Annotated in this window: 22 protein-coding genes; 7 read left to right on the top strand and 15 right to left on the bottom strand. The window is 68.5% G+C overall.

The features are described 5' to 3' along the window. Positions 1-778: 778 nt before the first annotated feature. On the top strand, positions 779-1,612 hold the full coding sequence (locus VFZ09_RS36835; protein WP_329732449.1) for a GNAT family N-acetyltransferase: 834 nt from the start codon (positions 779-781) through the stop codon (positions 1,610-1,612). A 53-nt stretch (positions 1,613-1,665) separates the two neighbouring features. Here the strand turns inward: VFZ09_RS36835 and VFZ09_RS36840 are convergent, their stop codons facing one another. Genes VFZ09_RS36840 through nuoE form a run of 7 tightly spaced genes read right to left on the bottom strand, consistent with a single transcriptional unit; the run spans position 1,666 to position 9,912 of the window. Then, positions 1,666-3,228 carry an NADH-quinone oxidoreductase subunit N gene (locus VFZ09_RS36840; RefSeq protein ID WP_329732450.1) on the bottom strand — a complete coding sequence of 521 codons (1,563 nt, stop codon included), beginning with the start codon at positions 3,226-3,228 and terminating at the stop codon, positions 1,666-1,668. Between the two features lie 15 nt (positions 3,229-3,243). Beyond that, positions 3,244-4,932: an NADH-quinone oxidoreductase subunit M gene (locus tag VFZ09_RS36845; protein WP_329732451.1), complete on the bottom strand. Its 1,689-nt coding sequence runs from the start codon at positions 4,930-4,932 to the stop codon at positions 3,244-3,246. Beyond that, positions 4,929-7,151: an NADH-quinone oxidoreductase subunit L gene (nuoL, locus tag VFZ09_RS36850; protein WP_329732452.1), complete on the bottom strand. Its 2,223-nt coding sequence runs from the start codon at positions 7,149-7,151 to the stop codon at positions 4,929-4,931. The genes VFZ09_RS36845 and nuoL overlap by 4 nt, the downstream gene beginning before the upstream one ends. Positions 7,152-7,190: 39 nt before the next feature. Then, positions 7,191-7,493 carry an NADH-quinone oxidoreductase subunit NuoK gene (nuoK, locus tag VFZ09_RS36855; RefSeq protein WP_329732453.1) on the bottom strand — a complete coding sequence of 101 codons (303 nt, stop codon included), beginning with the start codon at positions 7,491-7,493 and terminating at the stop codon, positions 7,191-7,193. A gap of 57 nt (positions 7,494-7,550) precedes the next feature. Further along, positions 7,551-8,066: an NADH-quinone oxidoreductase subunit J gene (locus VFZ09_RS36860; RefSeq protein WP_329732454.1), complete on the bottom strand. Its 516-nt coding sequence runs from the start codon at positions 8,064-8,066 to the stop codon at positions 7,551-7,553. After that, positions 8,063-9,397 carry an NADH-quinone oxidoreductase subunit NuoF gene (gene nuoF / locus VFZ09_RS36865; protein ID WP_329732455.1) on the bottom strand — a complete coding sequence of 445 codons (1,335 nt, stop codon included), beginning with the start codon at positions 9,395-9,397 and terminating at the stop codon, positions 8,063-8,065. The genes VFZ09_RS36860 and nuoF overlap by 4 nt, the downstream gene beginning before the upstream one ends. 26 nt (positions 9,398-9,423) lie before the next feature. Continuing rightward, a complete protein-coding gene (nuoE, locus tag VFZ09_RS36870; RefSeq protein ID WP_047855419.1) occupies positions 9,424-9,912 on the bottom strand; it encodes a complex I 24 kDa subunit family protein in 489 nt (162 codons plus the stop codon). Positions 9,913-10,015: 103 nt separating this feature from the next. Here nuoE and VFZ09_RS36875 point away from each other — a divergent pair, with 103 nt between their 5' ends. The 3 genes from VFZ09_RS36875 (at position 10,016) to serB (ending at position 13,611) form a co-directional block, all read left to right on the top strand. Beyond that, positions 10,016-10,771 (top strand): TIGR02266 family protein, encoded by a 756-nt coding sequence (locus VFZ09_RS36875; RefSeq protein WP_329732456.1) that lies wholly within the window; start codon positions 10,016-10,018, stop codon positions 10,769-10,771. 72 nt (positions 10,772-10,843) lie between these two features. Beyond that, entirely contained in the window at positions 10,844-12,349 is a 1,506-nt protein-coding gene (locus VFZ09_RS36880; protein WP_329732457.1) for a serine/threonine-protein kinase, read from the top strand. Between the two features lie 59 nt (positions 12,350-12,408). After that, complete coding sequence (gene serB, locus VFZ09_RS36885) at positions 12,409-13,611, top strand: phosphoserine phosphatase SerB (RefSeq protein ID WP_329732458.1); 1,203 nt, start codon at positions 12,409-12,411, stop codon at positions 13,609-13,611. Between the two features lie 36 nt (positions 13,612-13,647). Here the strand turns inward: serB and VFZ09_RS36890 are convergent, their stop codons facing one another. After that, positions 13,648-14,487, bottom strand: a complete 840-nt coding sequence (locus VFZ09_RS36890) for a hypothetical protein (RefSeq protein ID WP_329732459.1) — start codon at positions 14,485-14,487, stop codon at positions 13,648-13,650. Between the two features lie 41 nt (positions 14,488-14,528). On the opposite strand from VFZ09_RS36890, the gene VFZ09_RS36895 reads away from it, so the two are divergent. The 3 genes from VFZ09_RS36895 (at position 14,529) to VFZ09_RS36905 (ending at position 15,717) form a co-directional block, all read left to right on the top strand. Next, a complete protein-coding gene (locus VFZ09_RS36895) occupies positions 14,529-14,888 on the top strand; it encodes a DUF309 domain-containing protein (protein ID WP_329732460.1) in 360 nt (119 codons plus the stop codon). Next, positions 14,888-15,082: a CPXCG motif-containing cysteine-rich protein gene (locus VFZ09_RS36900; protein ID WP_329732461.1), complete on the top strand. Its 195-nt coding sequence runs from the start codon at positions 14,888-14,890 to the stop codon at positions 15,080-15,082. Before VFZ09_RS36895 ends, VFZ09_RS36900 begins: the two co-directional genes overlap by 1 nt. A 182-nt stretch (positions 15,083-15,264) precedes the next feature. Then, complete coding sequence (locus VFZ09_RS36905; RefSeq protein ID WP_329732462.1) at positions 15,265-15,717, top strand: Hsp20/alpha crystallin family protein; 453 nt, start codon at positions 15,265-15,267, stop codon at positions 15,715-15,717. A 163-nt stretch (positions 15,718-15,880) separates the two neighbouring features. On the opposite strand, the gene VFZ09_RS36910 is transcribed toward VFZ09_RS36905, so the two are convergent. From VFZ09_RS36910 to kdsB, 7 genes are all read right to left on the bottom strand, one after another. Then, positions 15,881-16,477, bottom strand: a complete 597-nt coding sequence (locus VFZ09_RS36910) for a response regulator (RefSeq protein WP_047855425.1) — start codon at positions 16,475-16,477, stop codon at positions 15,881-15,883. Positions 16,478-16,558: 81 nt separating this feature from the next. Further along, positions 16,559-17,137, bottom strand: coding sequence for a KdsC family phosphatase (locus VFZ09_RS36915; RefSeq protein ID WP_329732463.1), 579 nt, complete (start codon positions 17,135-17,137; stop codon positions 16,559-16,561). Positions 17,138-17,201: 64 nt separating this feature from the next. Then, positions 17,202-18,035, bottom strand: coding sequence for a 3-deoxy-8-phosphooctulonate synthase (gene kdsA / locus VFZ09_RS36920; protein ID WP_329732464.1), 834 nt, complete (start codon positions 18,033-18,035; stop codon positions 17,202-17,204). Then, complete coding sequence (locus VFZ09_RS36925; RefSeq protein ID WP_329732465.1) at positions 18,032-19,660, bottom strand: CTP synthase; 1,629 nt, start codon at positions 19,658-19,660, stop codon at positions 18,032-18,034. The genes kdsA and VFZ09_RS36925 overlap by 4 nt, the downstream gene beginning before the upstream one ends. 94 nt (positions 19,661-19,754) lie before the next feature. After that, positions 19,755-19,988 carry a hypothetical protein gene (locus VFZ09_RS36930; protein WP_329732466.1) on the bottom strand — a complete coding sequence of 78 codons (234 nt, stop codon included), beginning with the start codon at positions 19,986-19,988 and terminating at the stop codon, positions 19,755-19,757. A 352-nt stretch (positions 19,989-20,340) separates the two neighbouring features. Beyond that, positions 20,341-22,119: an ABC transporter ATP-binding protein gene (locus tag VFZ09_RS36935; RefSeq protein ID WP_414640784.1), complete on the bottom strand. Its 1,779-nt coding sequence runs from the start codon at positions 22,117-22,119 to the stop codon at positions 20,341-20,343. A gap of 62 nt (positions 22,120-22,181) precedes the next feature. Beyond that, positions 22,182-22,922, bottom strand: coding sequence for a 3-deoxy-manno-octulosonate cytidylyltransferase (gene kdsB / locus VFZ09_RS36940; RefSeq protein ID WP_329732467.1), 741 nt, complete (start codon positions 22,920-22,922; stop codon positions 22,182-22,184). Positions 22,923-22,978: the final 56 nt, after the last annotated feature.

Genomic DNA, 22,978 nt, shown 5'->3' on the forward strand with positions numbered 1-22,978 from the left:
GTCGAAGTGAGGCTGAAGAGGTTCCCCCCCACCGCTTCAGCACTTCCGGTGAGCTTCCGAGAAGAACCCGCGGCCCGGTCCCCTTCATGAGGGTGCCGGGCCGCCTTCTTTTCGGGCCTCGAAATCCACGGTTGGGGTCTTTTCACTTCTGCAAGGGCATTTCAGGGCTGCATTTCAGGGCTGCAATGGCGCGGTCGGCGCCGGAGCGGCCCCTACGCCAGATGCTCGGAATCATTGGACATTCGAGGCGCGGAGGGGTTGGCACGGTGGGTGCTAAAGCGTAGAGACGGAGCACGTCGAAGCGAGGCTGAAGTGGTTCCCCCCCACCCCTTCAGCACCTTCCGGTGAGCTTCTTGAGAAGACCTGCGGCCCGGTCCCCTTCCTGAGGGTGCCGGGCCGCCTTCTTTTCGGGCCCTGGGGCCCAGAGCGCTCCCTTCCACCACGCGACGCCGAGCCTTTTCACTTCTGCAAGGGCATTTCAGGGCTGCAATGCAGGGCTGCAATGGCGCGGTCGGCGCCGGAGCGGTCCATGCGCCAGATGCTCGGAATCATTGGACATTCGAGGCGCGGAGGGGCTGGCACGGCGGGTGCTAAAGCGTGGAGACGGAGCACGTCGAAGCGAGGCTGAAGTGGTTCCCCCCCACCCCTTCAGCACCTTCCGGTGAGCTTCTTGAGAAGACCTGCGGCCCGGTCCCCTTCCTGAGGGTGCCGGGCCGCCTTCTTTTATACGCTCCAGGATTCGCGCCCGGGCCATGGCGCGGAGGAGGGGCCTTCCGACATGCGCGATGCACACGGTGATGTGCCGGGGCTGCGGCCGGGGCGGGTGGAGGACCATGCCGCCTTCGTCCGGCTCTTCGGGGAGCTGGGCGTGGAGGAGCCACCGCCCCCGTTGGACGTATGGGTGTCGGACCTCGTGAAGCGAGCCTTCTTCCTGGACGGACCGGAGGGGGTGGCCGCGTACGCCCTCGTGGATGTCCTGGGGGAGACCGGCTACGTGGTGAACGTGGTGGTGGCGCCGGAGCAGCGGGGGAGGGGGTTGGGGCGGAAGATGATGCGGGAGCTCGCCGCCTGGTTCCGGACGAGGGGCTGCCGCGAGTGGATGCTGTACGTGAAGCCGGACAACGAGCCGGCGGTGGCGTTGTACGGCTCGGTGGGGATGAAGGCGGGGCGGCTGGAGACCACCTGTCGCCTGTCGAGGGACCACCTGGAGGCCCTGCCGTTGGCGCCCGCGGAGCTGGAGGTGGTGCCGGTGGCCGAGCCGGACTTCGCCTCCCTCACCCAGGCCTTTGGGCTGGTGCCGGGCAAGCTGGCCCGCTTCGCCACGTTGAGCTCGCACCGGTTGCGGCGCCTGACGGATCCGCAGCACCCGGAGGTGGCCGGGCTGGGGCTGATGGACGTGCGGGCCCAGGCGCGCGTGCTGATGCCCTTCTTCGCGGCGACCCCCGCGCACGCGCGAGCGCTCCTGGAAGCGGCCTTCCTCGAGCTCGGGAGCGGGGAGGAACTGCGCGTGGTGACTGGGGACGCGGAGCTCGGGGCCCTCCTGCAGGAGGCGGGAGCGCGGGCCGTGCTGCGGACGCTGATGATGAGAGGGCCTCTGCCGGACCCGCAATGAAAACGCCCGGGCGGAAGCCGCCCGGGCGTGGGTGAATCAGGAGAAGCGGAGGCTCAGCGGGTGAACAGCGTGCCGGCCTGGGCGATCCACTCGGTGAGGGGGCCGGGCAGGATGCCGAGCAGCACCACGGCGGCGGTGGAGACCACCAGGGCCAGCTCGGTCATCCAGCTGCGCTCGAGGGTGTGAGCGCCCTCGGGCACGGGCCGCATGTACATGTAGACCACCACGCGCAGGTAGTAGTAGGCGCCGGCCGCGCTGGAGAGCACCGCGATGATGGTGAGGCCGACGAGGCCCGCGTCCACGGCGGCGCGGAAGAGGATGAGCTTTCCGATGAAGCCGATGGTGGGCGGGATGCCGGCGAGCGACAGCATGAAGGCCGCCATGGCGAAGGCCCAACCCGGACGGCGCTGAGCCAGGCCGCTGAAGCGCTCCAGATCCCAGGCGGTGCCCTTCTCCTCGTCCTCGCGGCGCTCCAGCAGGGAGACGACGCCGAAGGCGCCCACCGCGGTGAAGGTGTAGGCGAGCAGGTAGTAGAGGATGCCGCGCAGGGCGTCGACGCGGGCCACGTCCTCGGGGCTGGCGCCGACGAGGGCGGTGGGGCCGAGCAGCTTGAACTCCTGGCCCGGGGCGGAGACGAAGAGGGCCGCCACGCCCAGCAGCAGGTAGCCGGCGTGGGCGATGGAGGAGTAGGCCAGCATGCGCTTCACGTTGCGCTGCGGGATGGCCAGCAGGTTGCCCGCCACCATGGTGAGCAGCGCCAGGGTGGAGAAGATGGCGAAGGGCAGCTGTGCGTCGATGCCACTGCCCACGCTGATGAACACGCGGACCAGGGCGACGAAGGCGGCGGCCTTCACACCGGCGCTCATGAGCGCGGTGACGGGAGTGGGAGCGCCCTCGTACACATCCGGCGTCCACATGTGGAAGGGCACCGCGGCGACCTTGAAGGAGAAGCCGGCGGCCACCAGCACCGCGCCCGTGTACACGAGCGCCGCGTTGTTGTTGGCCATGGCCGCGCGCAGCGGGCCCGCCATGTCCGACAGCAGGGTGGTGCCGGTGGCGCCGTAGAGCAGCGCCGAGCCGTACAGCAGCACCGCCGAGGAGAAGGCGCCGAGGATGAAGTACTTGAAGCCCGCCTCGCTGGGCCGCGTGCCGCGCCGCAGGTACGACGTCAGCGCGTAGGTGGCGATGGAGAGCACCTCGACGTTGACGAAGATGGTGATGAGCTCGTTGGACAGGCCCAGCAGGCTCATGCCCGCGCCCGCGAAGAGCATGAGGGCGTAGAACTCACCGCGCTCGGCGCCGCGCTTGCGCAGGAAGCCGGCCGCGGTGAGCGAGGCCAGCGCCAGCGACACGCAGACGGTGAACGTCAGGAAGCTGGAGAAGGGATCCATCGCCCCGAAGCCGAGAAACACCGCGCGGGCCGGCTCGCTCAGCAGCGACAGCGACACGATGCCGGCGATGACGGACGTGGCGGTGGACAGCACCGCCTGGTAGCCGCGCGACGAGTGGGCGGAGAGGAACACCTCCGACAGGAGCAGGATGCAGGCTCCCACCACCAGGATGATGGCGGGGAGCATCGGAAGGAAGTCTGCCGACGTCAGGTTGGGCAGGTTCATGGTGGAGACTCTCGACTAGCGCCGATCGGCGAGCGGGCCCGGCGTCGGGGCGTTGGGAGCAGCGGCCAGGCCGGCCGGGGGCAGGCCCATCACCGAGATCTGCACATCGCTCGGGCGCACCTGGCTGCCGGGGATGCCCAGACCGGCGCGCTGGAGGAAGCGCTCGGTGGAGGGGTTGATGCGATCCAGGAAGGGCTGCGGCATCAGGCCCATCACCAGCACCAGCACCAGGAACGGGGCCACGGTGGCGAACTCGCGCAGGTTCAGGTCCGTGAGGCCCTGGTTCTCGCGGTGGGTGAGGGGGCCGAAGAACACCTTCTGCACCATCCACAGCATGTACGCCGCGCCGAGGATGACGCCCAGGGTGGCGAAGGCACCAAAGGCCATGCCGAGGCTGCTCTTGAAGGTGCCCAGCAGCACCAGGAACTCGCCCACGAAGCCGTTGGTGCCCGGCACCGCCACGGACGAGAAGGTGATGATGAGGAAGGACGCCGTGTACACCGGCACCACCTTGGCGATGCCGCCGTAGTCGGACATCAGGCGGGTGTGGCGCCGCTCGTACAGGAAGCCGAACAGGAGGAACAGCGCGCCCGTGGACACGCCGTGGTTGAGCATCTGGTACGCGCTACCGGTGGCGCCCTCGGCGGTGAGCGCGAGGATGCCCAGCATGCAGTAGCCCAGGTGGCTCACGGACGAGTAGGCGATGAGCTTCTTGATGTCCCGCTGCGCCAGGCACATGAGCGCGCCGTAGACGATGCCAATCACCGCCAGCGTGGCCAGCATGGGCCGGGCCTGGTGCGCGGCGGACGGGAAGAACGGGATGGCGAAGCGCCAGAAGCCGAACGTGCCCATCTTCAGCATGACGCCGGCCAGGATCATCGAGCCGGCCACGGGCGCCTGCACGTGGGCGTCGGGCAACCACGTGTGCACCGGCCACATCGGCACCTTGATGGCGAAGGCGATGGCGAAGGCGGCGAACAGCCAGGGGCCCCAGCGGTACAGGATGCCGGCCATGCCCGGCAGCGACGCGCAGTCACCCCCGGTGCCCGTGCACGCGGCGATCTGCGAGTGGGCCGCCGTCAGGCTGTTGTAGATGGTGGCGTAGTCGAAGGAGCGGCTGCCCGGGGTGCTGCTGATGAAGTAGAGGGCGACGATGGCCACCAGCATGAGCAGCGAGCCGGCCAGCGTGTAGAGGAAGAACTTCACCGCCGCCATCTGGCGATCCTCGGCGCCCCACACGCCCACCAGCAGGTACATGGGGATGAGCATCGCTTCCCAGAAGATGTAGAAGAGCAGCACGTCCAGCGACACCAGCGCGCCGAGCATCACCGTCTGCAGCACGAGCAGCGCGAGGTGGAACTCCTTCACGCGCTCGGTGATGTACGTCTGCGAGGCCATGACGACCAGGGGCCCCAGGAAGACGGTGAGCAGCAGCAGGCTGACGGCCAGGCCGTCCACGCCGATGTGGTAGCTGACGCCGAGCTGCCCGAGCCACTGGGTGCGGTACTCGAGCTGGAACTCGGCGCCGGCCGGGTCGAAGCGCAGGTAGGCCCAGACGCCGAACACCAGGTCCACCAGCATGCCGATGAACGTGATGGTGCGGATCTGCCCGCGCTCGGCGCCCGGCAGCATCCACACGAGCGCCGCGAACAGCAGCGGCAGGTAGACGACGAGGTTGAGCAGATGGGTATCGAAGAAGCTCATTTCATCACCAGGATGAGCGCGTACACCGCGCCGCCGAGCAGGGCCAGGGCCATCACCGCGGCATAGGCCTGTGCGTCTCCCGTCTGCACGTAACGGAGGGCGCTGCCCAGGCGGGCCGTGACCCACGCGGTACCGCGCACCGCCACCGTGTCGATGAGGAGGGTGTCCACCAGCTTGTAGAGGATGGCGCTCACGTTCTTCACCGGCCGGATGACCAGGAACTCGTAGGCCTCATCCACATAGAACTTGTTCTGCGTGAAGCGCCGCACCGAGCGGGCGAAGGCCGGAGCCGGCTGGCCCACCCGCGACGGGAAGTACTTCAGGTACATGAAGCCGGCCGTCGCGCCGCCCGCCAGGGCCACCAGCCACGCCTTCAGGTAGTCGATGAAGCTCGGCACGCTGTGGTCCAGCGCCACCTCACCGCCGCGAGCGGCGATGCGCTCGGCGCTGGAGAACACGGGGCCGAGGAAGTTCTCCATCACCGGCTGCATGACGCCACCCCGGCCCGGCATCAGCGGCAGCGCCTGGAAGAGCGCGACGACGCTGAGGAACGCGAGAATCCACAGGGGCGCCGTCATCCGCCAGTCGCTCTCGTGCGCGTGGGGAATCTTCGCCTCCGGCGAGCGCTTGCCCTCGAAGGTGAGCAGGTACACGCGCGACATGTAGAAGGCGGTGCAGGCCGCGATGAGCAGGCCCACGTAGTAGATGGCGCCCGAGGCCCACTCGTACCCATGCAGGTGGTTGTGGTGGATGCCGTGGAAGATGGCGTCCTTGGAGAAGAAGCCGGAGAGCGGGACGATGCCGGTGATGGCGAGCGTGGCCACCAGGAAGGTGAACCACGTCTGCTTCATCTCGTGGCGCACGCCGCCCAGCTTCTTGATGTCCGTCTCGTCCGCGTTGCCGTGCATGACGCTGCCGGCGCCGAGGAAGAGGCAGGCCTTGAAGAAGGCGTGGGTGACCAGGTGCAGCACGGCCGCCCAGAAGATGCCCATGCCCACGCCCATGAACATGATGCCCAGCTGGGACACGGTGGAGTAGGCGAGCACCTTCTTGATGTCGTCCTGCGCGAAGGCGATGAGCGCGGCCAGCAGCGAGGTGATGGTGCCGATGATGGCCACCGTTACCATGGCGGTGGGGCTGAGCACGAGCAGGAAGCTCATGCGGCTGAAGAGGTAGACGCCCGCGGTCACCATCGTCGCCGCGTGGATGAGGGCGGAGACGGGCGTCGGGCCGGCCATGGCGTCCGGCAGCCAGACGTACAGCGGGAACTGGGCGCTCTTGCCCGCCGCGCCGAGCAGGAACAGCAGCAGCGCCACCGTCAGCACGCCACCGAAGGTGCGGCCCGCGAGCGGGCCCTCGGAGATGGGCGTCTCCAGGCTGACGCCACCCTGGGCCTTCTCCGCCGTCACGTGCAGCGCGTTGGCCATGGTCTCCAGACCCTGGAAGACCACGGGGCCCTTCTGCTGCAGGCCCTCGCGGAAGCGCACCTGCGCCGTCTCCGGGTTGCCGCCCACCATGCTGAAGTTGGCGCCGGTCGCCTGGGTGTTGAAGGCACTGACCAGCAGGACGACGAGGAAGGTGGCGATGAGGAACGCGAAGTCACCGATGCGGTTGGTGACGAACGCCTTGCGGCCCGCCCACGCCTTGGCCGTGTCCGAGTACCAGAAGCCGATGAGCAGGTAGCTGGCCATACCGACGCCCTCCCAGCCCACGAAGAGCAGGACGAGGTTGTCGGCCAGCACCAGCGTCAGCATCGCCGCGACGAACAGGTTGAGGTACGCGAAGTACCGCCAGTACCCATCGTCGTGGGACATGTAGCTGGTGGAGTACAGGTGGATGAGGAAGCCCACGCCGGTGATGACCAGCAGCAGCGTCCCCGACAGGTGGTCCACCAGCAGGCCGAAGTTCACCCGGAAGGTGCCGGCCGAGAACCACGTGCCGAAGTCATGCCCGAAGGCGTAGCGGATGGTGCCCGAGGAGAAGGCATTCTCCATCGTCACCGCCTGCGAGGCCTCCAGCGGGCTCACCGACAGGAACGCCGAGAGCGACAGCAGGAAGGAGCCCGCCACCGTGGCGCAGGCCACCAGATAGACGTTGGCGCGGCCGAGCATCCGGCCAAACACGCCGCAGATGAACGCGCCCAACAGGGGCAGGGCGATGATCAGCCACAGGGCGGCGGGATCCAGCCGCAACTGAAGGAGGAATTGCTTGAGATCCATGGGCGGAGAGCTCGCTTGGCGGAATGAGGTGCCGGAACGTCAGTGTTTCATCGTCCGGATTTCTTCGATGCTCACGGTGCCCCGGCTGCGGAACACGGCGATGACGATGGCCAGACCGATGGAGGCCTCGGCCGCCGCGACCGCGATCACGAAGAACGCGGAGACGTGGCCCGTCAGGTGGCCGTTCTGCCTGGCGAAGGCGAGGAACGTCAGGTTCGCCGCGTTGAGCATGAGCTCCACGCACATGAACACCACCAGCGCGTTGCGGCGGATCAGCACGCCGAACATGCCGAGGCAGAACAGGGCGGCGGCGAGGATGAGGTAGTAGGAGATCGGGACCATGGCCGTGTGAAGGGCGAGCGCCGCCCGCCTTCTAGCAGAGGGTTGAAGAGGACGGGCTCAAATCCGCGACTTGGCCACCACGACCGCGCCCACCATGGCCACCAGCAGCAGCAGGCTGACGGCCTCGAAGGGCAGCAGCCACTGGGTGTAGATGACCTGGCCGATGGCCGGCAGCGTGCCGAAGCCGCTCGCGACGGCCTGGGCTCCGGTGAACGTCGTCGTGGACGCCGGCATCCGCCAGATGGCCATCACCAGCACCACCAGCAGTCCCGCCGCAGCGGCCCCACCGGCAATCCTCGAGACCGTCAGCCGCGGCCCGGACGAGGGGGTCTCGCCCAGGTTGAGCAGCATGATGACGAACAGGAAGAGCACCATGATGGCGCCCGCGTAGACCAGCACCTGCAGCACCGCCACGGTGTGGGCCCACAGGAGCACGTAGATGCCGGCCAGGAAGAAGAACGTGGCCACCAGCGACATCGCCGAGCTGATGGCGCTCTTGGCGAAGATGACCATCCCGGCGGAAAGCAGCGTCAGGAGCGCGAAGGCTCCGAAGAGAACCAGCTCGACGTTCACGACCAGTCTCCGAACGCGCCCCAGGGCTTGTCGCCGAACGGGCAGCGGTGCTCGCGGATGTGCGCCTCGAACTCGTCACGGAAGCGCATGAGGAAGGAATGGGTCGGCAGCGCCGCGGCATCGCCCAGCGCGCAGATGGTGTTGCCCAGGCCGATCGGCGGGTAGGGCGCGATGGAGGACGCCACGTTGGAGAGGATCTCCACGTCGCCCGGCTCGCCCCGGCCCTCTTCGATCTTCCGCAAGAGGCGGGTCTGCCAGGGCGTGCCCTCGCGGCACGGCGTGCACTGGCCGCAGGACTCCTCGGCGTAGAAGCGCGCCACGCGCCACAGGCTGCGCACCATGCAGGTGGTGTCATCCATGACGATGACGCCGCCGGAGCCCGCCATGGTCTGCTTCACCTTGACGGCCTCGAACTCCATGGCCACGTCCAGCTCGTCCGGGCTGAGGATGGGCGCCGAGGAGCCGCCGGGAATCACGGCCTTCACCTTGCGGCCCGGGGGCAGGCCCCGCCCGTACTTGTCGTCGAAGATGAGCTGGTTGAAGGTGGCCTCGAGCGGCACCTCGTACACGCCCGGGCGGTTCACCGTGCCGGAGAGGCACACCAGACGCGTGCCGCCGGACTTGTCGGTGCCCAGGCCGGCGTACCAGGCCGGGCCGCGCGTGAAGACGTGGGGCACGCTGGCGAGCGTCTCCACGTTGTTCACCACCGTGGGGCAGCCGAACAGGCCCACCACCGCGGGGAACGGCGGCTTGAGCCGGGGCCAGCCCTTCTTGCCCTCGAGGCTCTCCAGCAGCGCCGTCTCCTCGCCGCAGATGTAGGCGCCCGCGCCGCGCACCACGTAGCAGTCCAGCTGGTAGTCCTTGCCCAGCACCTTCTTGCCGAAGATGCCGGCGGCGTACGCCTCGCGGATGGCCGCGTTGGTGCGCTCCGCCTGGAACTTGAACTCACCGCGCAGGTACACGTAGCAGGTGTGCACGCCCAGCGCGTAGGACGCGATGGCGATGCCCTCCAGCATCATGTGCGGATCATTCTCGAGGATGTAGCGGTCCTTGAAGGTGCCCGGCTCGGACTCGTCGCCGTTGACGGCCAGGTACTTGGGCTTGGGGCTGTCCTTGGGGACGAAGCTCCACTTGAGGCCCGTGGGGAAGCCTGCGCCGCCGCGGCCGCGGAGGTTGGACTTCTTCACCTCGTCGATGATCTGCGCCGGCGCCATCTCCAGGGCCTTCTCCAGACCCTTGTAGCCGCCACGCTTCTTGTACTCGTCGAGCTTCCAGGAGTTGGGCTTCCCCCAGGCCGCCGAGATGAGCGGTTCGAATGCCGTTGTCGCCATGGAATCAGGTTCCTTGATGGAGGAGGTCAGGAGAGCTTGTCGAAGATCGCGTCCAGCTTGGCCTTCGTGAGGCTCTCGTGGTGGTCCTCGTTGATTTGCAGGCACGGCGCGGTGCCGCAAGAGGCGAGGCACTCGGTCTCGCGCAGGGTGAAGCGCTCGTTCGCCTCACCGGCCTTCAGCCCGAGCTTCTGCTCCAGATAGGCGAGCATCTTCTCCGCGCCCCACAGGGCACAGGAGAGGTTGGTGCAGACGTCCACCACGTACTTGCCGGGCTTCTTCAGGTGGTACATCACGTAGAAGCTGGCGACTTCGTAGGCGCGCTCGGGCGTGACGCCCAGCCGGCTGGCGACCAGCTTGAGTCCCTCGGGGGGCAGCCAGCCTTTCAGCTCCTGCAGCAGCCGCAGCGCGGGAAGCATCGCGGCGCTCTTACGATCGGCCGGGTAGTGCGAGAGAATCTCGGCGATCTCCGCATCGAACTTCTTCTGCTCTTCGGGGGTGAACAGGGGCTCCGCCATGGCGGGCGCTTCGTAAGTCCCGAAAGGCTTCGTTGTCAACATAAACCCACGGCGCTACACTCAGAGCCATCAGCGAAATGCCGAGCGATTTCAAGCCCTTGTTATGAACCGGGGATCAGACGACAAGCGCGACGAGCCCCGGGTGCCCCTGGTGTTGAGGGTGCAGTTCCCGAATCAGGAGCGGATGGTGGCGGTCACGGAGAACCTCTCCAAGGGGGGGATCTTCGTGCAGACCGACCGGACCTTCACGCCCGGACAGGAGCTGGGACTGGCACTTTCTTTCCCGGGGCTCATGAATCCGGTACAAGTCGTGGGGACGGTGGCCTGGGTCCGGCCGGCATCCGAGGATGCTCCAGGTGGTGTCGGCATCCGGGTGGTGCGCGATCAGGACCGGCAGCGATTGGGTGAAATCTTGAGCTCGGCAGGACAGACCCGCGCGTCGGACCGGACGGCCCTCCCCGCCGAGGGCTACCGTGTGCTCATCGTCGAGGACAACCCGCACATCGTCGAGATGTACAGCTACGTGCTCAAGAAGCTGGCGAGCGGCGAGCTGGCGGGCAAGGTGCCGCTGGAGGTCCACTTCTCGCCGGACGGGCACCACGCGCTGCAGGCGCTGCGCTCCACCCAGTTCAGCCTGGTGATGACGGACCTGTACATGCCGGTGATGGACGGGTTCGCGCTCATCGAGCGCATCCGCGCCGAGGAGCCGCTCAAGTCCATTCCCGTGGTGGCCATCTCCGCGGGAGGTCCGGAGGCTCGCGAGCGCGCCATGCAGCTGGGCGTGGACATCTACCTGCGCAAGCCGGTGCGTTTCCAGGAAGTGCTGGAGACGGTGAAGCAGCTGCTGCACATCCCTTGAACGCGGGCCCTGACGGCAGGCAGGGGGGCTGAGTTTGAGGCAGGGCGCCGGGACGCGTAGAGTCCGGCCCACATGCCCAAGCCCTCCATCCACCGCGATACCGTCAGCGGCGAGGCGTTGTTCATCCTCCAGAGCCTGAGGGAGAACGGCCGTCTGGGACGCTCCAACAAGCTGGCCGATGTGAAGGCCGCGCTCGAGCCGTCCGTCTCGCTGGAGTTCGACAGCTACTACCTCTTCCTGCGCAAGTACCTCTACATCGCCCTGGATCATCGCGAGGCCCAGCTGCGCCTGACCGACCTGGGCGAGCGCGTGGTGGATGGCGAGCTGCAGGACAAGTTCGGCATGGAGGTAGGGGAGTTCTTCTCCGAGCAGCTCGGCACGGATCCGGCCATCGCCCCGCGCGAGGCCGAAGGCGCCCACTCCTCGCATTCCTCGATGCCGCCGCCTCCGCCGGACCTCCTCCTCGAGGAGCAGGAGGTGACGAAGACCGCGGAGCCTCCGATTCCCTCGCTGCCGAGGGCCCGCACGTCCGGGACGTTCAGCTTCGAGGTGCCGGTGGCCGCGCCCGTTCCGGTGCCGCCCCCCGTGGCCAGCGTGCGCAACGAGGCCCTTCCCTCGCCGCCCACCGCGCCCCCGCCTTCCGTCGCGCCCATGGCGTCCCTGGCGCCTCCCGCGCCCGCGCCGGCCCCTGTCGCCGCCGCTCCCGCTCCCGTGAGCAAGGCCGTGGAGCTGTTGGATCAGCGCTACCAGAAGCTCGAGCCGCTCGGCACCGGGCCGCTCGGCACCGCGTACAAGGGGCGCTTCAACGCGCTCGGGCTGGACATCTGCGTCAAGGAGCTGAAGGACATCTTCGGCTACTTCTCCTTCCTGCAGCGCGGCGACGTGCTCAAGCGGCTGAAGAAGGAGCTGTGCGCGCAGGCCCAGGTGCGCCACCCGGGCATCGTCCAGGTGTTGGATCAGAACACGGAGACGGCCCGGCCCTACTTCGTGCTCGAGCTGCTGCACGGCAGCCTCAAGGGCAAGCTGGAGGAGGGGGAGGGCAAGGGCGTGCCGGTGGCGTTCGCCCTGCGCTGCTTCCTGCAGTGCGCCTATGCGCTGCGCGCCGCGCACGCCGCGGGCCTCACCCACCACAACCTCAAGCCGGAGAACGTGCTCTTCGACGTCTACGGCAACGCGAAGCTGGGCGACTTCGGCCTGGTGCGCGTGGTGGAGCAGGATGCCTCCAAGGGCCTGCCCCAGGTCTTCGTGGGCGCCGGCGGCATGGTGTACCTGGCCCCCGAGCTCATCCAGCCGCAGCGTGCGAAGGAAGCCGGTCCCGCCGCCGACGTCTACGGGCTGGGCATCCTCCTCTACGAGATGCTCACCGGGCAGATTCCGGGCCGCCGCTCGCCGCTGCCCTCCGAGGTCAACCCCGAGGCCCCCGCCGGCCTGGATGCCATCTTCGACAAGATGACCCAGGACCGCGTGGACCAGCGCTACCCGGACCTCGACGCCATGTTGGAGGACTTCTACAAGTCCTTCCCCGAGGCGCAGTTCCTCGCCAAGGGCGATCTCATCCTGTCCTCGGAGCCGCGCTGACGCCTCCCGTGTGACGAGTGCTCGCGGCGGACGGGCCGGGCTGTCAGACTCGCTCCACCATGAGCGACAGCCCGAACCCCCAGGACTCCGTGCTCATCACCGTCACCGGGAAGGACCATCCCGGCATCACCGCCCGCCTCACCGGCATCCTCGCCGGGGTGGGCGCGGCGCTGCTCGACATCGAGCAGGTGGTGGTGCAGGGGCAGCTCACCCTGTGTCTGCTGGTGCGTCTGCCCGAGACGCGCGATGTGCTCAAGGAGCTGCTCTTCGTGGCTCGCGAGCTGGGCGTGTCGCTGGACTTCCAGCCGGTGTCCGCGCCGAAGGCTCCGGCCGCCGCTGTTCCCAGCCGTCATGTCGTCACCGTGGTGGGCCGCTCCCTGGGCGCGCGTGAGCTGCACGCCGTGACCGAGCGGCTCGCCCGGCACGCGGCCAACATCGAGCGCGTCAACCGCCTGTCCGAGGCGGAGCTCGGCTCCGTCGAAATCCACATCGCCCTGCCGCCGGAGCGCGAGCCCGAGGAGCTCAAGCGCTCGCTGCTGGAGCTGTCCATGTCCACCAACGCCTTCGACGTGGCGTTGCAGCGCGAGAGCCTCTACCGGCGCGGCAAGCGGATGGTGGTGATGGACATGGACTCCACGCTCATCCGCATCGAGGTCATCGACGAGCTGGCGCGGGCCTACGGCGTGGGCGAGCAGGTGGCGCGCATCACCGAGCGCGCCATGCACGGGGAGATGGACTACGACGAGTCCCTGCGCCAGCGCGTGTCGCTGCTGAAGGGGCTGGACGCGAAGGTGCTGTACGATATCGCCGCCAACCTCCCGCTCACCGAGGGCGCGGAGACGCTCATCCGCGTGCTCAAGCGCCTGGGCTACCGCACCGCCATCCTCAGCGGTGGCTTCTCCGTGGCGGCCGAGGCGCTCAAGGCCCGGCTGGGCATCGACCAGGCCCACTCCAACGTGCTGGAGGAGGTGGACGGCAAGCTCACCGGCCGCACGCTGGGGCCCATCGTCAACGCGCGCCGCAAGGCCGAATTGCTGGAGAGCATCGCCCAGGCGGAGGGCATCCTGCTCGACCAGGTCATCGCCGTGGGCGATGGCGCCAATGACCTGTTGATGCTGGAGCGCGCGGGGCTGGGCATCGCCTTCCGCGCCAAGCCCAAGCTGCGCCAGGCGGCCGATACCTCCATCTCCGCCGGCGGCCTGGACACCATCCTCTACCTCCTGGGACTCACCGGCCGCGAGCTCCAGGAAGTGCTGGGGTAGGAAGTGCTGCGCTAGGCAGTGCTGGGGTAGGGCGCCTCAGGAGGGGCGCATGCGCGCCGCCAGCTCCCGCTGCTGCACCATGCCCTTCTCCAGCAGCAGCTCGAGCAGGGCGCGCAGAATCTTGGAGCTCTTCTCCTGGTTGGCCTGCACCGCCTGCAGCCGCTGCATCTCCTCGGGGGAGAACACCTCGGCCGGAGCGGGCGAGCCGCTGAGAATCTCGTCGAGCAGGTCCGAAGCGCTGCCCCCACCCGCGGAACGCACGGGAGCGGGAGTCGTGGCGGGCCGGGCGTTCTCCCGGGCCATGTTCGGCGCGATGTCGGCGATGGCCTTCACCACCGTCTTGCCGCTCATGTCGACGACCTTGAACTCGTCCTCGTCGCCAGACGAGACGCTGCTCTTGCTCGAGGCCGAGTGGGACGAGTGGGTGACGGCCGGATCCTGGTTGCGGTAGTGGCGCAGGATGGCGTTCTGGATTTCACGGTCGCCGGCCACCACGGGGATGACACGCGTCCGGCTGCGGGCGGCCACCTGGTCGATGGTCTGCAGGTCGGTGGGGTCCGCCATGGCGAGCACGAGCGTCTTGCCGTTGTCACGCAGGGACACGGGGAAGATGCCCTTCTGCTCGGCGAGGCCGACGTCCAGCTTGGCGAGGGCGCCTACGTCCTTGGCGGTCCCCAGCTGGACGCGCTGCATGCCCAGGCCCTGGGCGATGGCCTCGGTGAGGGTGTCCTCCTTGGCGATGCCCATGTCGGTGATGATGCGCGACAGGCGCCCGCCCCACTGGTCGTGCTGGGCGAGCGCGCTGCGAAGCTGCATCTCGTCGATGACGCGGGCCTTGACGAGAATCTCTCCGATACGGTTGCGAGGTGCGGCCATGGCCGCCAGTCTACGGAGGAAGGAGGCCGGAGTCGCGTTCGATGCCACGTGGATTCGATACCTGCCTGGCGGAGGGGGTGGCGCTCTTCGACTCGGGGCGCTTCTTCGAGGCCCACGAGGTCTGGGAAGAAGCCTGGCAGCACGAGCACGGCCCCCGACGTCTGTTGCTCCAGGGCCTCATCCTCGTGGCGGCCGGTTGGCTCAAGCGCGACGCGGGCAATGCCCGGGGCGCCTGGACGCTCTTCTCCCGCGCCCTGGAGCGGCTCGAGTCCCTTCCCCCGGCGTGTGAAGGCGTGGACGTGGGCGGCCTGCGTCCCCAGGTGGCCGGCTGGCGTGAGGGCGGCCCCTGCGACCGGCCCCTGCTCGCCCGGCTGCTCTACCTCCAGGCAGGAGAACCCTGATGCAACCCTTCGCGGACGATGCCCTGCTGCTCTGCCCCTACTGCGGTGAGGAGGTGGAGGTGACGGTGGACCCGGGTGGCCCCTCGTCGGAGACGTACGTGGAGGACTGCCCGGTGTGCTGCCGGCCGTGGGTGGTGCACGTCTCCCGCGAGGAGGAGGACGTGTCCGTCTTCCTCGGGCGCGAGGACGATTGAGCCGGCCCAAAGGGGCCCGCGGCGCGTCGCCTTGACACGTCCCGAAGCATGGTTCTCTTGAAGCTGTGAGCGGCGCCGGGCCCTGAAGACAGCGGGTCCGGCGCCAACGAACAAACACCCGGTTTCAACTCAACACGCGCGCTGCCGCTCCGTCTGGAGTGTGGCGCGAACAGGAGACGTCCATGCTGAACCGCTGGAACCCGTTCGAGATGAGCAATGGTGCCGTCGCGCTGGGCCCCATCATGGCCAAGGAGTTCGACCAGCTCTTCCGGGAGCTGAGCGTGCGCCAGGGCAATGCCCGCGAGCTCGTCCCGCCCGCGGACATCTACGAGACGGCCGAGGGCATCACCCTGCAGGTGGACCTGCCGGGGCATGACGCCAAGGCCATCGAGGTGAAGGTGGAGAACGACACCCTCACCCTCAAGTCCGAGCGCAAGGTGGCCGAGCGCCCGGAGAAGGACAGCGCGCGGCGCCTGGAGCGCAGCTTCGGCGTGTACGCCCGCTCCTTCACGCTGCCGCGCACCGTGGACGCCTCCCGCGTGGAGGCCCGCTACGAGAACGGCGTGCTCACCCTGACGCTGCCGCGGCGCGAGGAGTCCCGCCCCCGCGTGGTCGAGGTGAAGGTCAACGGCTGAGCTGAAGGGGAAGGGACGGCGGTACTGGCGGGACGGGCCTCCTGGGCAGGCTCGTCCCGTCCGTTTTTCGCGGACGCAGGACACACGGGCGGCGATGCGCACTCAACGGGGACCGTGTGACGGGCCCCCGGGGACGCTTCGCCGCTCGGGGCGTGGGCGCGGACTAGCGCTTGACGGCGGTGGTGGTGCCGCCGAGCGCCAGCGGCACGCGGAAAAGGTCGAGCACCTGCTGCACGTCCAGCGGCTTGGGCAGGCACGCCACGGCGCCGGCCTGCTTGGAGCTCTCCACCACCTCGGGCGAGTGCGCCGACGTCATGGTGATGAGCCGCACGCCTTCCATCTGCTTGCGGGCGCGGATGCGGCGGCACACCTCGATACCGTCGATGTCCGGCATGTTCAGGTCGATGAGCATGCCGTGCGGCTTCTGCTCGCTCACGAGCAGGAGGGCCTCGACGCCGCTGGTGGTCGTCTGCAGCTCCACCTGGTTCGCGTAGGGCTTGAAGGCACGCTTGATGGCGTCGAGCACCTGCCGCTCGTCATCCACCACCAGCAGGCGCACGGTGCTGCTGCCCAACTCCTCGGGCACCGGCATCTGGTGGGTGATGAGGAAGGTGCGAAGGTCCGCCGAGCGCACGCGCCGGTGACCGCCCGGCGTCCGGAACGCCATGAGGATGCCGCGGTCGATCCACTTGCTCACCGTGGACGGGTCCACCTGGAGCAACCGGCTGATGTCGTGGGTCGTGTAGAGCTGATCCGTCATCGAACTCCCCTCACTCTGCACTGCTGGCTTCCGGCCTTCATAGGATAAGACACCTAAGCGGGAAGCGAAAATTCTTCGATTTCACAACTTGACAGCTTGTAGGGCATCAGGGTCCCTCATGTGTTGAACGGTGGCCTCCCACCGTCCCGATGCCCTCAGACACAACTCCACCAGCTCGCGCGCGGCCCCGTGACCTCCCCGGCACCGCGCCACGTAATGCACCGACTGCCGGACCTCGGCGGCGGCATCCGCCGGGCAGGCCGACAAGCCCGCCATGCCCAGAGGGCCCAGGTCGTTGAGGTCATCCCCCATGTACGCGCACTCCTCGGGGGGGACCTCCAGCTGGGACAGCAGCTCCCGGAAACCCGCCGCCTTGTTCTTGCGGCCCTGGAGCACGGCGGCCAGGCCCAGCTCCCGGCCGCGCACTTCCACGATGGAGGAGGAGCGTGCGGTGAGGAGGGCGGTGCGCAACCCCGCCAGCCTCGCCATCACCAGACCGTGGCCGTCCTTGACGTCGAAGCGCTTCATCACCTCGCCGCCATCGCCGTAGAACAGGCCACCATCCGTCAGGACGCCGTCCACGTCGAAGGCGAGCAGACGCACGCGTGCCGCGCGCTCCGTCAGCTCGTCCCTGCTCGGTTTGGGCGGCAGCTCCGTCATGTCGCGTCCCTCTGACTCCCTCCCCACGACTTCGTTCACACACTACTTACCGCGAATTCTTCCCCTACGCAGGTTCGTGACCCAACGCGCGCCGGATGGCGAGTACCTGACGTAGCACGTCCTCGAACATCTGGGGATTGAGCGAGCACGGACCGTCACACAGGGCACGGTCCGGGTCTTCATGTACTTCCGTGAAAAGCGCGTCTATTCCGGCGGCCGCGGCGGAGCGGGCCAGCAGGGACACGAACTTGCGCTCCCCGCCCGTCTGGCCATCGCCGGAGGAGGGGAGCTGCACGGAGTGGGTGGCGTCGAAGCAGACGACGAGCCCGGCCTCGCGCATCTGGGCGAAGCCGCGCATGTCCACCACCAGGTTGTTGTACCCGAAGGTGGCGCCGCGCTCGGTGACGAGCACGTTGGGGTTGCCCGTCTCCACGGCCTTGCGCGCCGAGTGGACGATGTCCTTGGGGGCCACGAACTGGCCCTTCTTCAGGTTGACGCCCTTGCCCGTGCGCGCCACCGCCTCCACCAGGTCCGTCTGGCGGCAGAGGAAGGCGGGAATCTGGATGATGTCCACCACCTCGGCGGCGGGGCCCACGTGGCTCGTCTCGTGGACGTCCGTGAGGATGGGCACGCCCACCTCGCGCTTGACGCGCTCGAGGATGCGCAGGCCCTCCTTCAGGCCGGGCCCCCGGAAGGACTTGCCGCTGGTGCGGTTGGCCTTGTCGTAGGAGCACTTGAAGGCGTAGGGCACGCCCAGCCGGCCCGTCAGCTCCTTGAGGAGCTTCGCGTGGCGCAGCGCCATGTCCTCGGACTCGATGCTGTCCGGGCCGGCGATGACGAAGAGCTTCTGGCCCGGGCCGACCTTGTGGCCGCACAGGGTGATGGAGGGGCCGCTCATGCCTGCGTCCTCCCGGCGTCACGCTGCGCGAGGGCCGCGCGGATGAATCCGGAGAAGAGCGGGTGCGGCGCGAAGGGCTTGCTCTTGAACTCCGGATGGAACTGGCAGCCCACGAAGTAGGGGTGGTCCGGCAGCTCAATCATCTCCACGAGGTTGAGCTCGGGGTTGTGGCCGGACACGACGAGGCCCGCCTCCTGCAGCCGGCCGCGGTAGGCGTTGTTCACCTCGTAGCGGTGGCGGTGGCGCTCCTGGATGACGTCCTCCCCGTACAGCTTGTGCGCCAGCGAGCCGGGCTTCAGCGCGCAGGCGTAGCTGCCCAGACGCATCGTACCACCCTTGTCCTGCACCTTCACCTGGCTCTCCATGAGCGTCACCACCGGGTGCGAGGTGTGCTCGTTGAACTCCAAGGAGTTGGAGTCCACCAGGCCCAGGACGTTGCGGCTGAACTCCACCACCGCCATCTGCAGGCCCAGGCAGATGCCGAAGAAGGGCACCCGCTTCTCCCGGGCATAGCGCACCGCCGCGATCTTCCCCTCGGTGCCGCGCACGCCGAAACCACCGGGCACCAGGATGGCGTCCACGCCGGAGAGCAGCGCCTCGGCGCCCTTCTCCTCCACGTCCTGCGAGTCCACGAACTGCAGGTCCACCTTCACGTCGTTGGCGATGCCGCCGTGGAGCAGCGCCTCGTTGAGGCTCTTGTAGCTCTCCTTGAGGTCCACGTACTTGCCGACGATGCCCACCTTCACCTCGCCGCGGCCCGGCGAGTACACCTTGCGGATGATGTCCTCCCAGCGGTCCAGCCGGGCGGCGCGCGTCCAGATGTTGAGCGTCTCGGCCAGCCGCTCGTCGATGCCCTGACGGTGCAGCTCCAGGGGCAGCTCGTAGATGCTCTTCACGTCCGGCGAGGTGAACACGTTGCCCGGGTCCACGTTGCAGAACATGGCGATCTTGTCCTTCATCTCGCGGCTGATTTCCCGGTCGGTGCGGCAGATGAGGAAGTCGGGCTGGATGCCGATCTCCCGCAGCTTCATCACCGAGTGCTGGGTGGGCTTGGTCTTCACCTCGCCGGCCGCGCCGATGTAGGGCAGCAGCGTGAGGTGCATGTAGACGGTGTTGCCGCTGCCCACGTCGTAGCGCATCTGGCGGATGGCCTCGAGGAAGGGCAGCGACTCGATGTCACCCACGGTGCCGCCCACCTCGACGATGACCGCGTCCATGCCTTGCGCCGCCTGGCGGATGCAGGACTTGATCTCATCGGTGATGTGCGGAATCACCTGGACCGTCTTGCCCAGGTACTCGCCCCGCCGCTCCTTCTGGATGACGGCGTGGTAGATGCGCCCGGAGGTGAAGTTGTTGAGCCGGGACATCCGCGCGTTGGTGAAGCGCTCGTAGTGGCCCAGATCCATGTCGGTCTCGCCACCGTCGTCGGTGACGAAGACCTCGCCATGTTGGAACGGGCTCATCGTGCCCGGATCGATGTTGATGTACGGATCGAGCTTGAGCAGCGTGATGTCGAGCCCGCGGTTCTCGAGCAGGGCGCCAATGGAAGCAGAGGCGAGCCCCTTGCCCAGCGAACTCACGACCCCGCCGGTCACGAAGATGAACTTGGTCTTCTTGGAGCGCATGACCCTTCCTGCCAAGAGACCCCGGGGGCGTCAATGATTCTGTCAACGCCCCCGGACGCTCGCCTGGTCCAGGAAGTCCGGCAAGCGGCGCATTTCACTCCTGGCTCTGGGTCCTCGGGCGGGATTCGGCGTAGTCGCGGGCCCTGGGTTCCAAGTCCCGCTGCTCGCGCAGGGGGCAGTGGCGGCAGGACCAGCCGTCCCAGCCCCGTTTCACCGCGAGATGAAGACAGGCGTCGTAGTTGAAGCAGAACAGGTTGCGCTGGGCCTCCACCGCCGTCTCGTCACGCAGGGCGGAAGGCAGAGGACTCGGGCACGGTGTGATGGACAAGGACAGGTCCTCCGGCGGATGAACGGGCCTTTCCCCCCTCGCGCGTGCAACAGGGTTGTCGCGCGCGCATTCCCGAGGGCCCGGTAGAAAAAAGGACCGCCCGTCCCGCGGCCCCAAGCGTGGAGGGGTGCGCGAAACGGGCGGGCCCGAACTGCTGGCGTCGACACTTCCGCCGCAGGGTGGCTTTATCAGCGCGCCATGCGAGCGGAGGTGGACGCCTGACTGTTGCTATCGGTCAAGGCATCACCTCCTTTCTGCGGCGGCTTATGTAATGGCGCGTCTTCCACCGCGCCACTCCGCCTGGGAGGTGTTTCGTGCCTGGGTGGAGGGCAGGCGGGAGGGCGAGCCCCCGTCAGGCCGCCACGAACTGACGCTCCACCAGCCGGCGGTAGAGGCCCTCCTGGCCCATGAGCGCGGCGTGGTTGCCGCTCTGCACCACCTGGCCGCCCTCGAGCACCAGCACGCGGTCCGCGCCAATCACCGTGGACAGGCGGTGGGCGATGATGAGGGTGGTGCGGCCCTTCATCAGCCGGTCCAACGCCTCCTGCACCAGGTGCTCGCTCTCGGCGTCGAGCGCGCTGGTGGCCTCGTCCAGCACCAGCAGGCGCGGGTTCTTCAGCATGGCGCGCGCGATGGCGATGCGCTGCTTCTGCCCGCCGGACAGCTGCACGCCGCGCTCACCCACCAGCGTGCGGTAGCCCTCGGGGAAGCGGGAGATGAACTCGTGCGCGTTGGCGGCACGCGCGGCGGCCTCGATCTCCGCCTGCGTGGCGTCCATGCGGCCGTAGCGGATGTTGTCCTCGATGGAGGAGGCGAAGAGCATGGGCTCCTGGGCCACCGTGCCAATCTGCTGCCGCAGCCACTCGGGATCCAACGCGCTCAGGGGGCGGCCGTCCAGCATCAGGCGCCCGCCCTGCGGGTCATACATGCGCGCCAGCAGCCCGGCGATGGTGGACTTGCCCGCGCCCGAGGGGCCCACGATGGCCACCACCTCGCCCGGGTCCAGCTTCAAGTCGATGCCCTGCAGCACCGGCACGTCCGGGCGCGTGGGATAGGCGAAGCGCACCTGCTGGAACTCGACGCGGCCCTGCACCGACGGCAGGCGCTCGCCGCCCGAGGCGGGGATGGCGGGCTTGCGGTCGATGAGCTCGAAGACGCGCTCGGCGGCGCCCGTGGCGCGCATGAAGTCCGCCCACAGGTCCGTCAGGGCGCCCAGCGCGAAGGCCACCATCATCGAGTAGATGAGGAAGGAGGTGAGGTTGCCCACCGTCATCTTCCCGTCCAGCACCAGCCGGCCGCCGTACCAGAGCACCACCGCCGAGGCGAGGTAGGAAGCGGAGGAGGCCGCGGCCATGAAGATGGCGGACTGGCTCACCCGGCGGCGCGCGACGTCATAGGCGCGCTCGGTGGCCGTGCGGTAGCGCTCCACCTCGTGCCGCTCGGCGGCGAAGGAGCGCACGGTGCGGATGCCGGACAGGCCCTCCTCGGCCACCTCGTTGGCGGTGGCGAGCGCGTCCTGCGTCTGCTTGGAGAGCCCGCGCACCCTGCGGCCGTACGTCACGGCACCCACCGCCACCGCCGGGACGATGAGCAGCATCAGCCCCGTGAGCACCGGCGAGGTGTACAGCAGCAGCGCGATGCCACCCACCGCCTGCGCCGCGTTGCGCAGGCCCATGGAGATGTTCACGCTCACCGCGTTCTGCAGCACCGTCGTGTCCGAGGCCAGCCGGTTGGTGAGCTCTCCCGTCTTGCGCTCGTCGAAGAAGCCCACCTCCTGGGACATGAGGCTGGCGAACAGGTCCTGCCTCAGCTGCGTCACCACGCGCTCGCCCGCCGTGGTGAAGAGGTAGAAGCGCAGCGCCATCGCGATGCCCTGCAGGATGAAGACCACGCCCATCGTCAGGGCGATTTGATCGATCTGCGCGCGGTCTCCCGCCTTGATGGCCTGGTCGATGATGTCCCCGATGGCCTTCGGGTACACCAGCATCAGGCCGCTGGCGATGAGCAGGAAGACGATGCCGCCCATGATCCTGCGCGCCTGGGGGCGGGCGAGGGCCACGATGCGGCGCACCGTCACTCGGGAGAACTTCGGCTTCTTGGGGGCTTCGGTTTTCTGGGAGGCGTCGGACACGGGCGCAGACTAACGCGGGATTCCCCGCTCCGCATGTCTCCTTGGTGGACGGGGGAGCGGGCTCAGGCCCCCCGCATCGCCGCCTCCACCCGGGCCACGTCCCCGGGGACGTCCACCGCCACCGAGCGCCCCGTCACCTTCCCGCAACGGATGCGGATGCCGTGCTCCAGGGCTCGTAGTTGCTCCAACTTCTCCGCCTGCTCCAGCGGGGTGGCGCTCAGCTCCGACAGCCGCAGCAGCGTCTCGCGCCGGTAGCCGTACAGCCCCAGGTGCGCCCAGCGCCGCACCGCCCCCGCCTCGCCCGGCTCGCGGATGAAGGGCACCGTGGCGCGGCTGAAGTAGAGCGCGTCCCCATTCAGCGCCAGCACCGCCTTCACCACGTGCGGGCTGTCCGCCTCGGCCGCCTCCAGCGGGCGCACCAGCGTGCCCATCTCCACCTCCGGGTGCACGAAGAGGCCGGCCAACACCCGAAGTGAAACCGGGTCCACCAGCGGCTCGTCGCCCTGCACGTTCACCCAGACGTCCACGTCCAGGTGCGCCCGCGCCACCTCGGCCACCCGGTCCGTCCCCGTGGCGCAGTCCGGCGACGTCATCACCACCGTGCCCCCGAAGCCCCTCACCGTCTCCTGGATGCGCACATCGTCGGTGGCCACCACCACCTCGTCGAAGGCCCGGGCCTCCTGGCAGCGCCGCCAGACGTGTTCGATCATCGGCCGGCCGGCGATGAGGGCCAGCGGCTTGCCGGGAAAGCGCGTGCTGGCATAGCGGGCGGGGATGACGGCGAAGGTACGGGGCGAGGACATGGTGCGGCGCTCTCTATCAGATCCACGACGCTGCGCGGCACCGGAGGGGGGGGGGC

The organism is Archangium sp. (genome assembly GCF_036277355.1).
In the GTDB taxonomy this organism is placed as follows: domain Bacteria; phylum Myxococcota; class Myxococcia; order Myxococcales; family Myxococcaceae; genus Archangium.

Coding starts and splice junctions, on each gene's coding strand:
- VFZ09_RS36835 (WP_329732449.1), top strand. CDS start 779: ATGCGCGATGCACACGGTGATGTGCCGGGGCTGCGGCCGGGGCGGGTG.
- VFZ09_RS36840 (WP_329732450.1), bottom strand. CDS start 3,228: ATGAACCTGCCCAACCTGACGTCGGCAGACTTCCTTCCGATGCTCCCC.
- VFZ09_RS36845 (WP_329732451.1), bottom strand. CDS start 4,932: ATGAGCTTCTTCGATACCCATCTGCTCAACCTCGTCGTCTACCTGCCG.
- nuoL (WP_329732452.1), bottom strand. CDS start 7,151: ATGGATCTCAAGCAATTCCTCCTTCAGTTGCGGCTGGATCCCGCCGCC.
- nuoK (WP_329732453.1), bottom strand. CDS start 7,493: ATGGTCCCGATCTCCTACTACCTCATCCTCGCCGCCGCCCTGTTCTGC.
- nuoF (WP_329732455.1), bottom strand. CDS start 9,397: ATGGCGACAACGGCATTCGAACCGCTCATCTCGGCGGCCTGGGGGAAG.
- nuoE (WP_047855419.1), bottom strand. CDS start 9,912: ATGGCGGAGCCCCTGTTCACCCCCGAAGAGCAGAAGAAGTTCGATGCG.
- VFZ09_RS36875 (WP_329732456.1), top strand. CDS start 10,016: ATGAACCGGGGATCAGACGACAAGCGCGACGAGCCCCGGGTGCCCCTG.
- VFZ09_RS36880 (WP_329732457.1), top strand. CDS start 10,844: ATGCCCAAGCCCTCCATCCACCGCGATACCGTCAGCGGCGAGGCGTTG.
- serB (WP_329732458.1), top strand. CDS start 12,409: ATGAGCGACAGCCCGAACCCCCAGGACTCCGTGCTCATCACCGTCACC.
- VFZ09_RS36890 (WP_329732459.1), bottom strand. CDS start 14,487: ATGGCCGCACCTCGCAACCGTATCGGAGAGATTCTCGTCAAGGCCCGC.
- VFZ09_RS36895 (WP_329732460.1), top strand. CDS start 14,529: ATGCCACGTGGATTCGATACCTGCCTGGCGGAGGGGGTGGCGCTCTTC.
- VFZ09_RS36900 (WP_329732461.1), top strand. CDS start 14,888: ATGCAACCCTTCGCGGACGATGCCCTGCTGCTCTGCCCCTACTGCGGT.
- VFZ09_RS36905 (WP_329732462.1), top strand. CDS start 15,265: ATGCTGAACCGCTGGAACCCGTTCGAGATGAGCAATGGTGCCGTCGCG.
- VFZ09_RS36910 (WP_047855425.1), bottom strand. CDS start 16,477: ATGACGGATCAGCTCTACACGACCCACGACATCAGCCGGTTGCTCCAG.
- VFZ09_RS36915 (WP_329732463.1), bottom strand. CDS start 17,137: ATGACGGAGCTGCCGCCCAAACCGAGCAGGGACGAGCTGACGGAGCGC.
- kdsA (WP_329732464.1), bottom strand. CDS start 18,035: ATGAGCGGCCCCTCCATCACCCTGTGCGGCCACAAGGTCGGCCCGGGC.
- VFZ09_RS36925 (WP_329732465.1), bottom strand. CDS start 19,660: ATGCGCTCCAAGAAGACCAAGTTCATCTTCGTGACCGGCGGGGTCGTG.
- kdsB (WP_329732467.1), bottom strand. CDS start 22,922: ATGTCCTCGCCCCGTACCTTCGCCGTCATCCCCGCCCGCTATGCCAGC.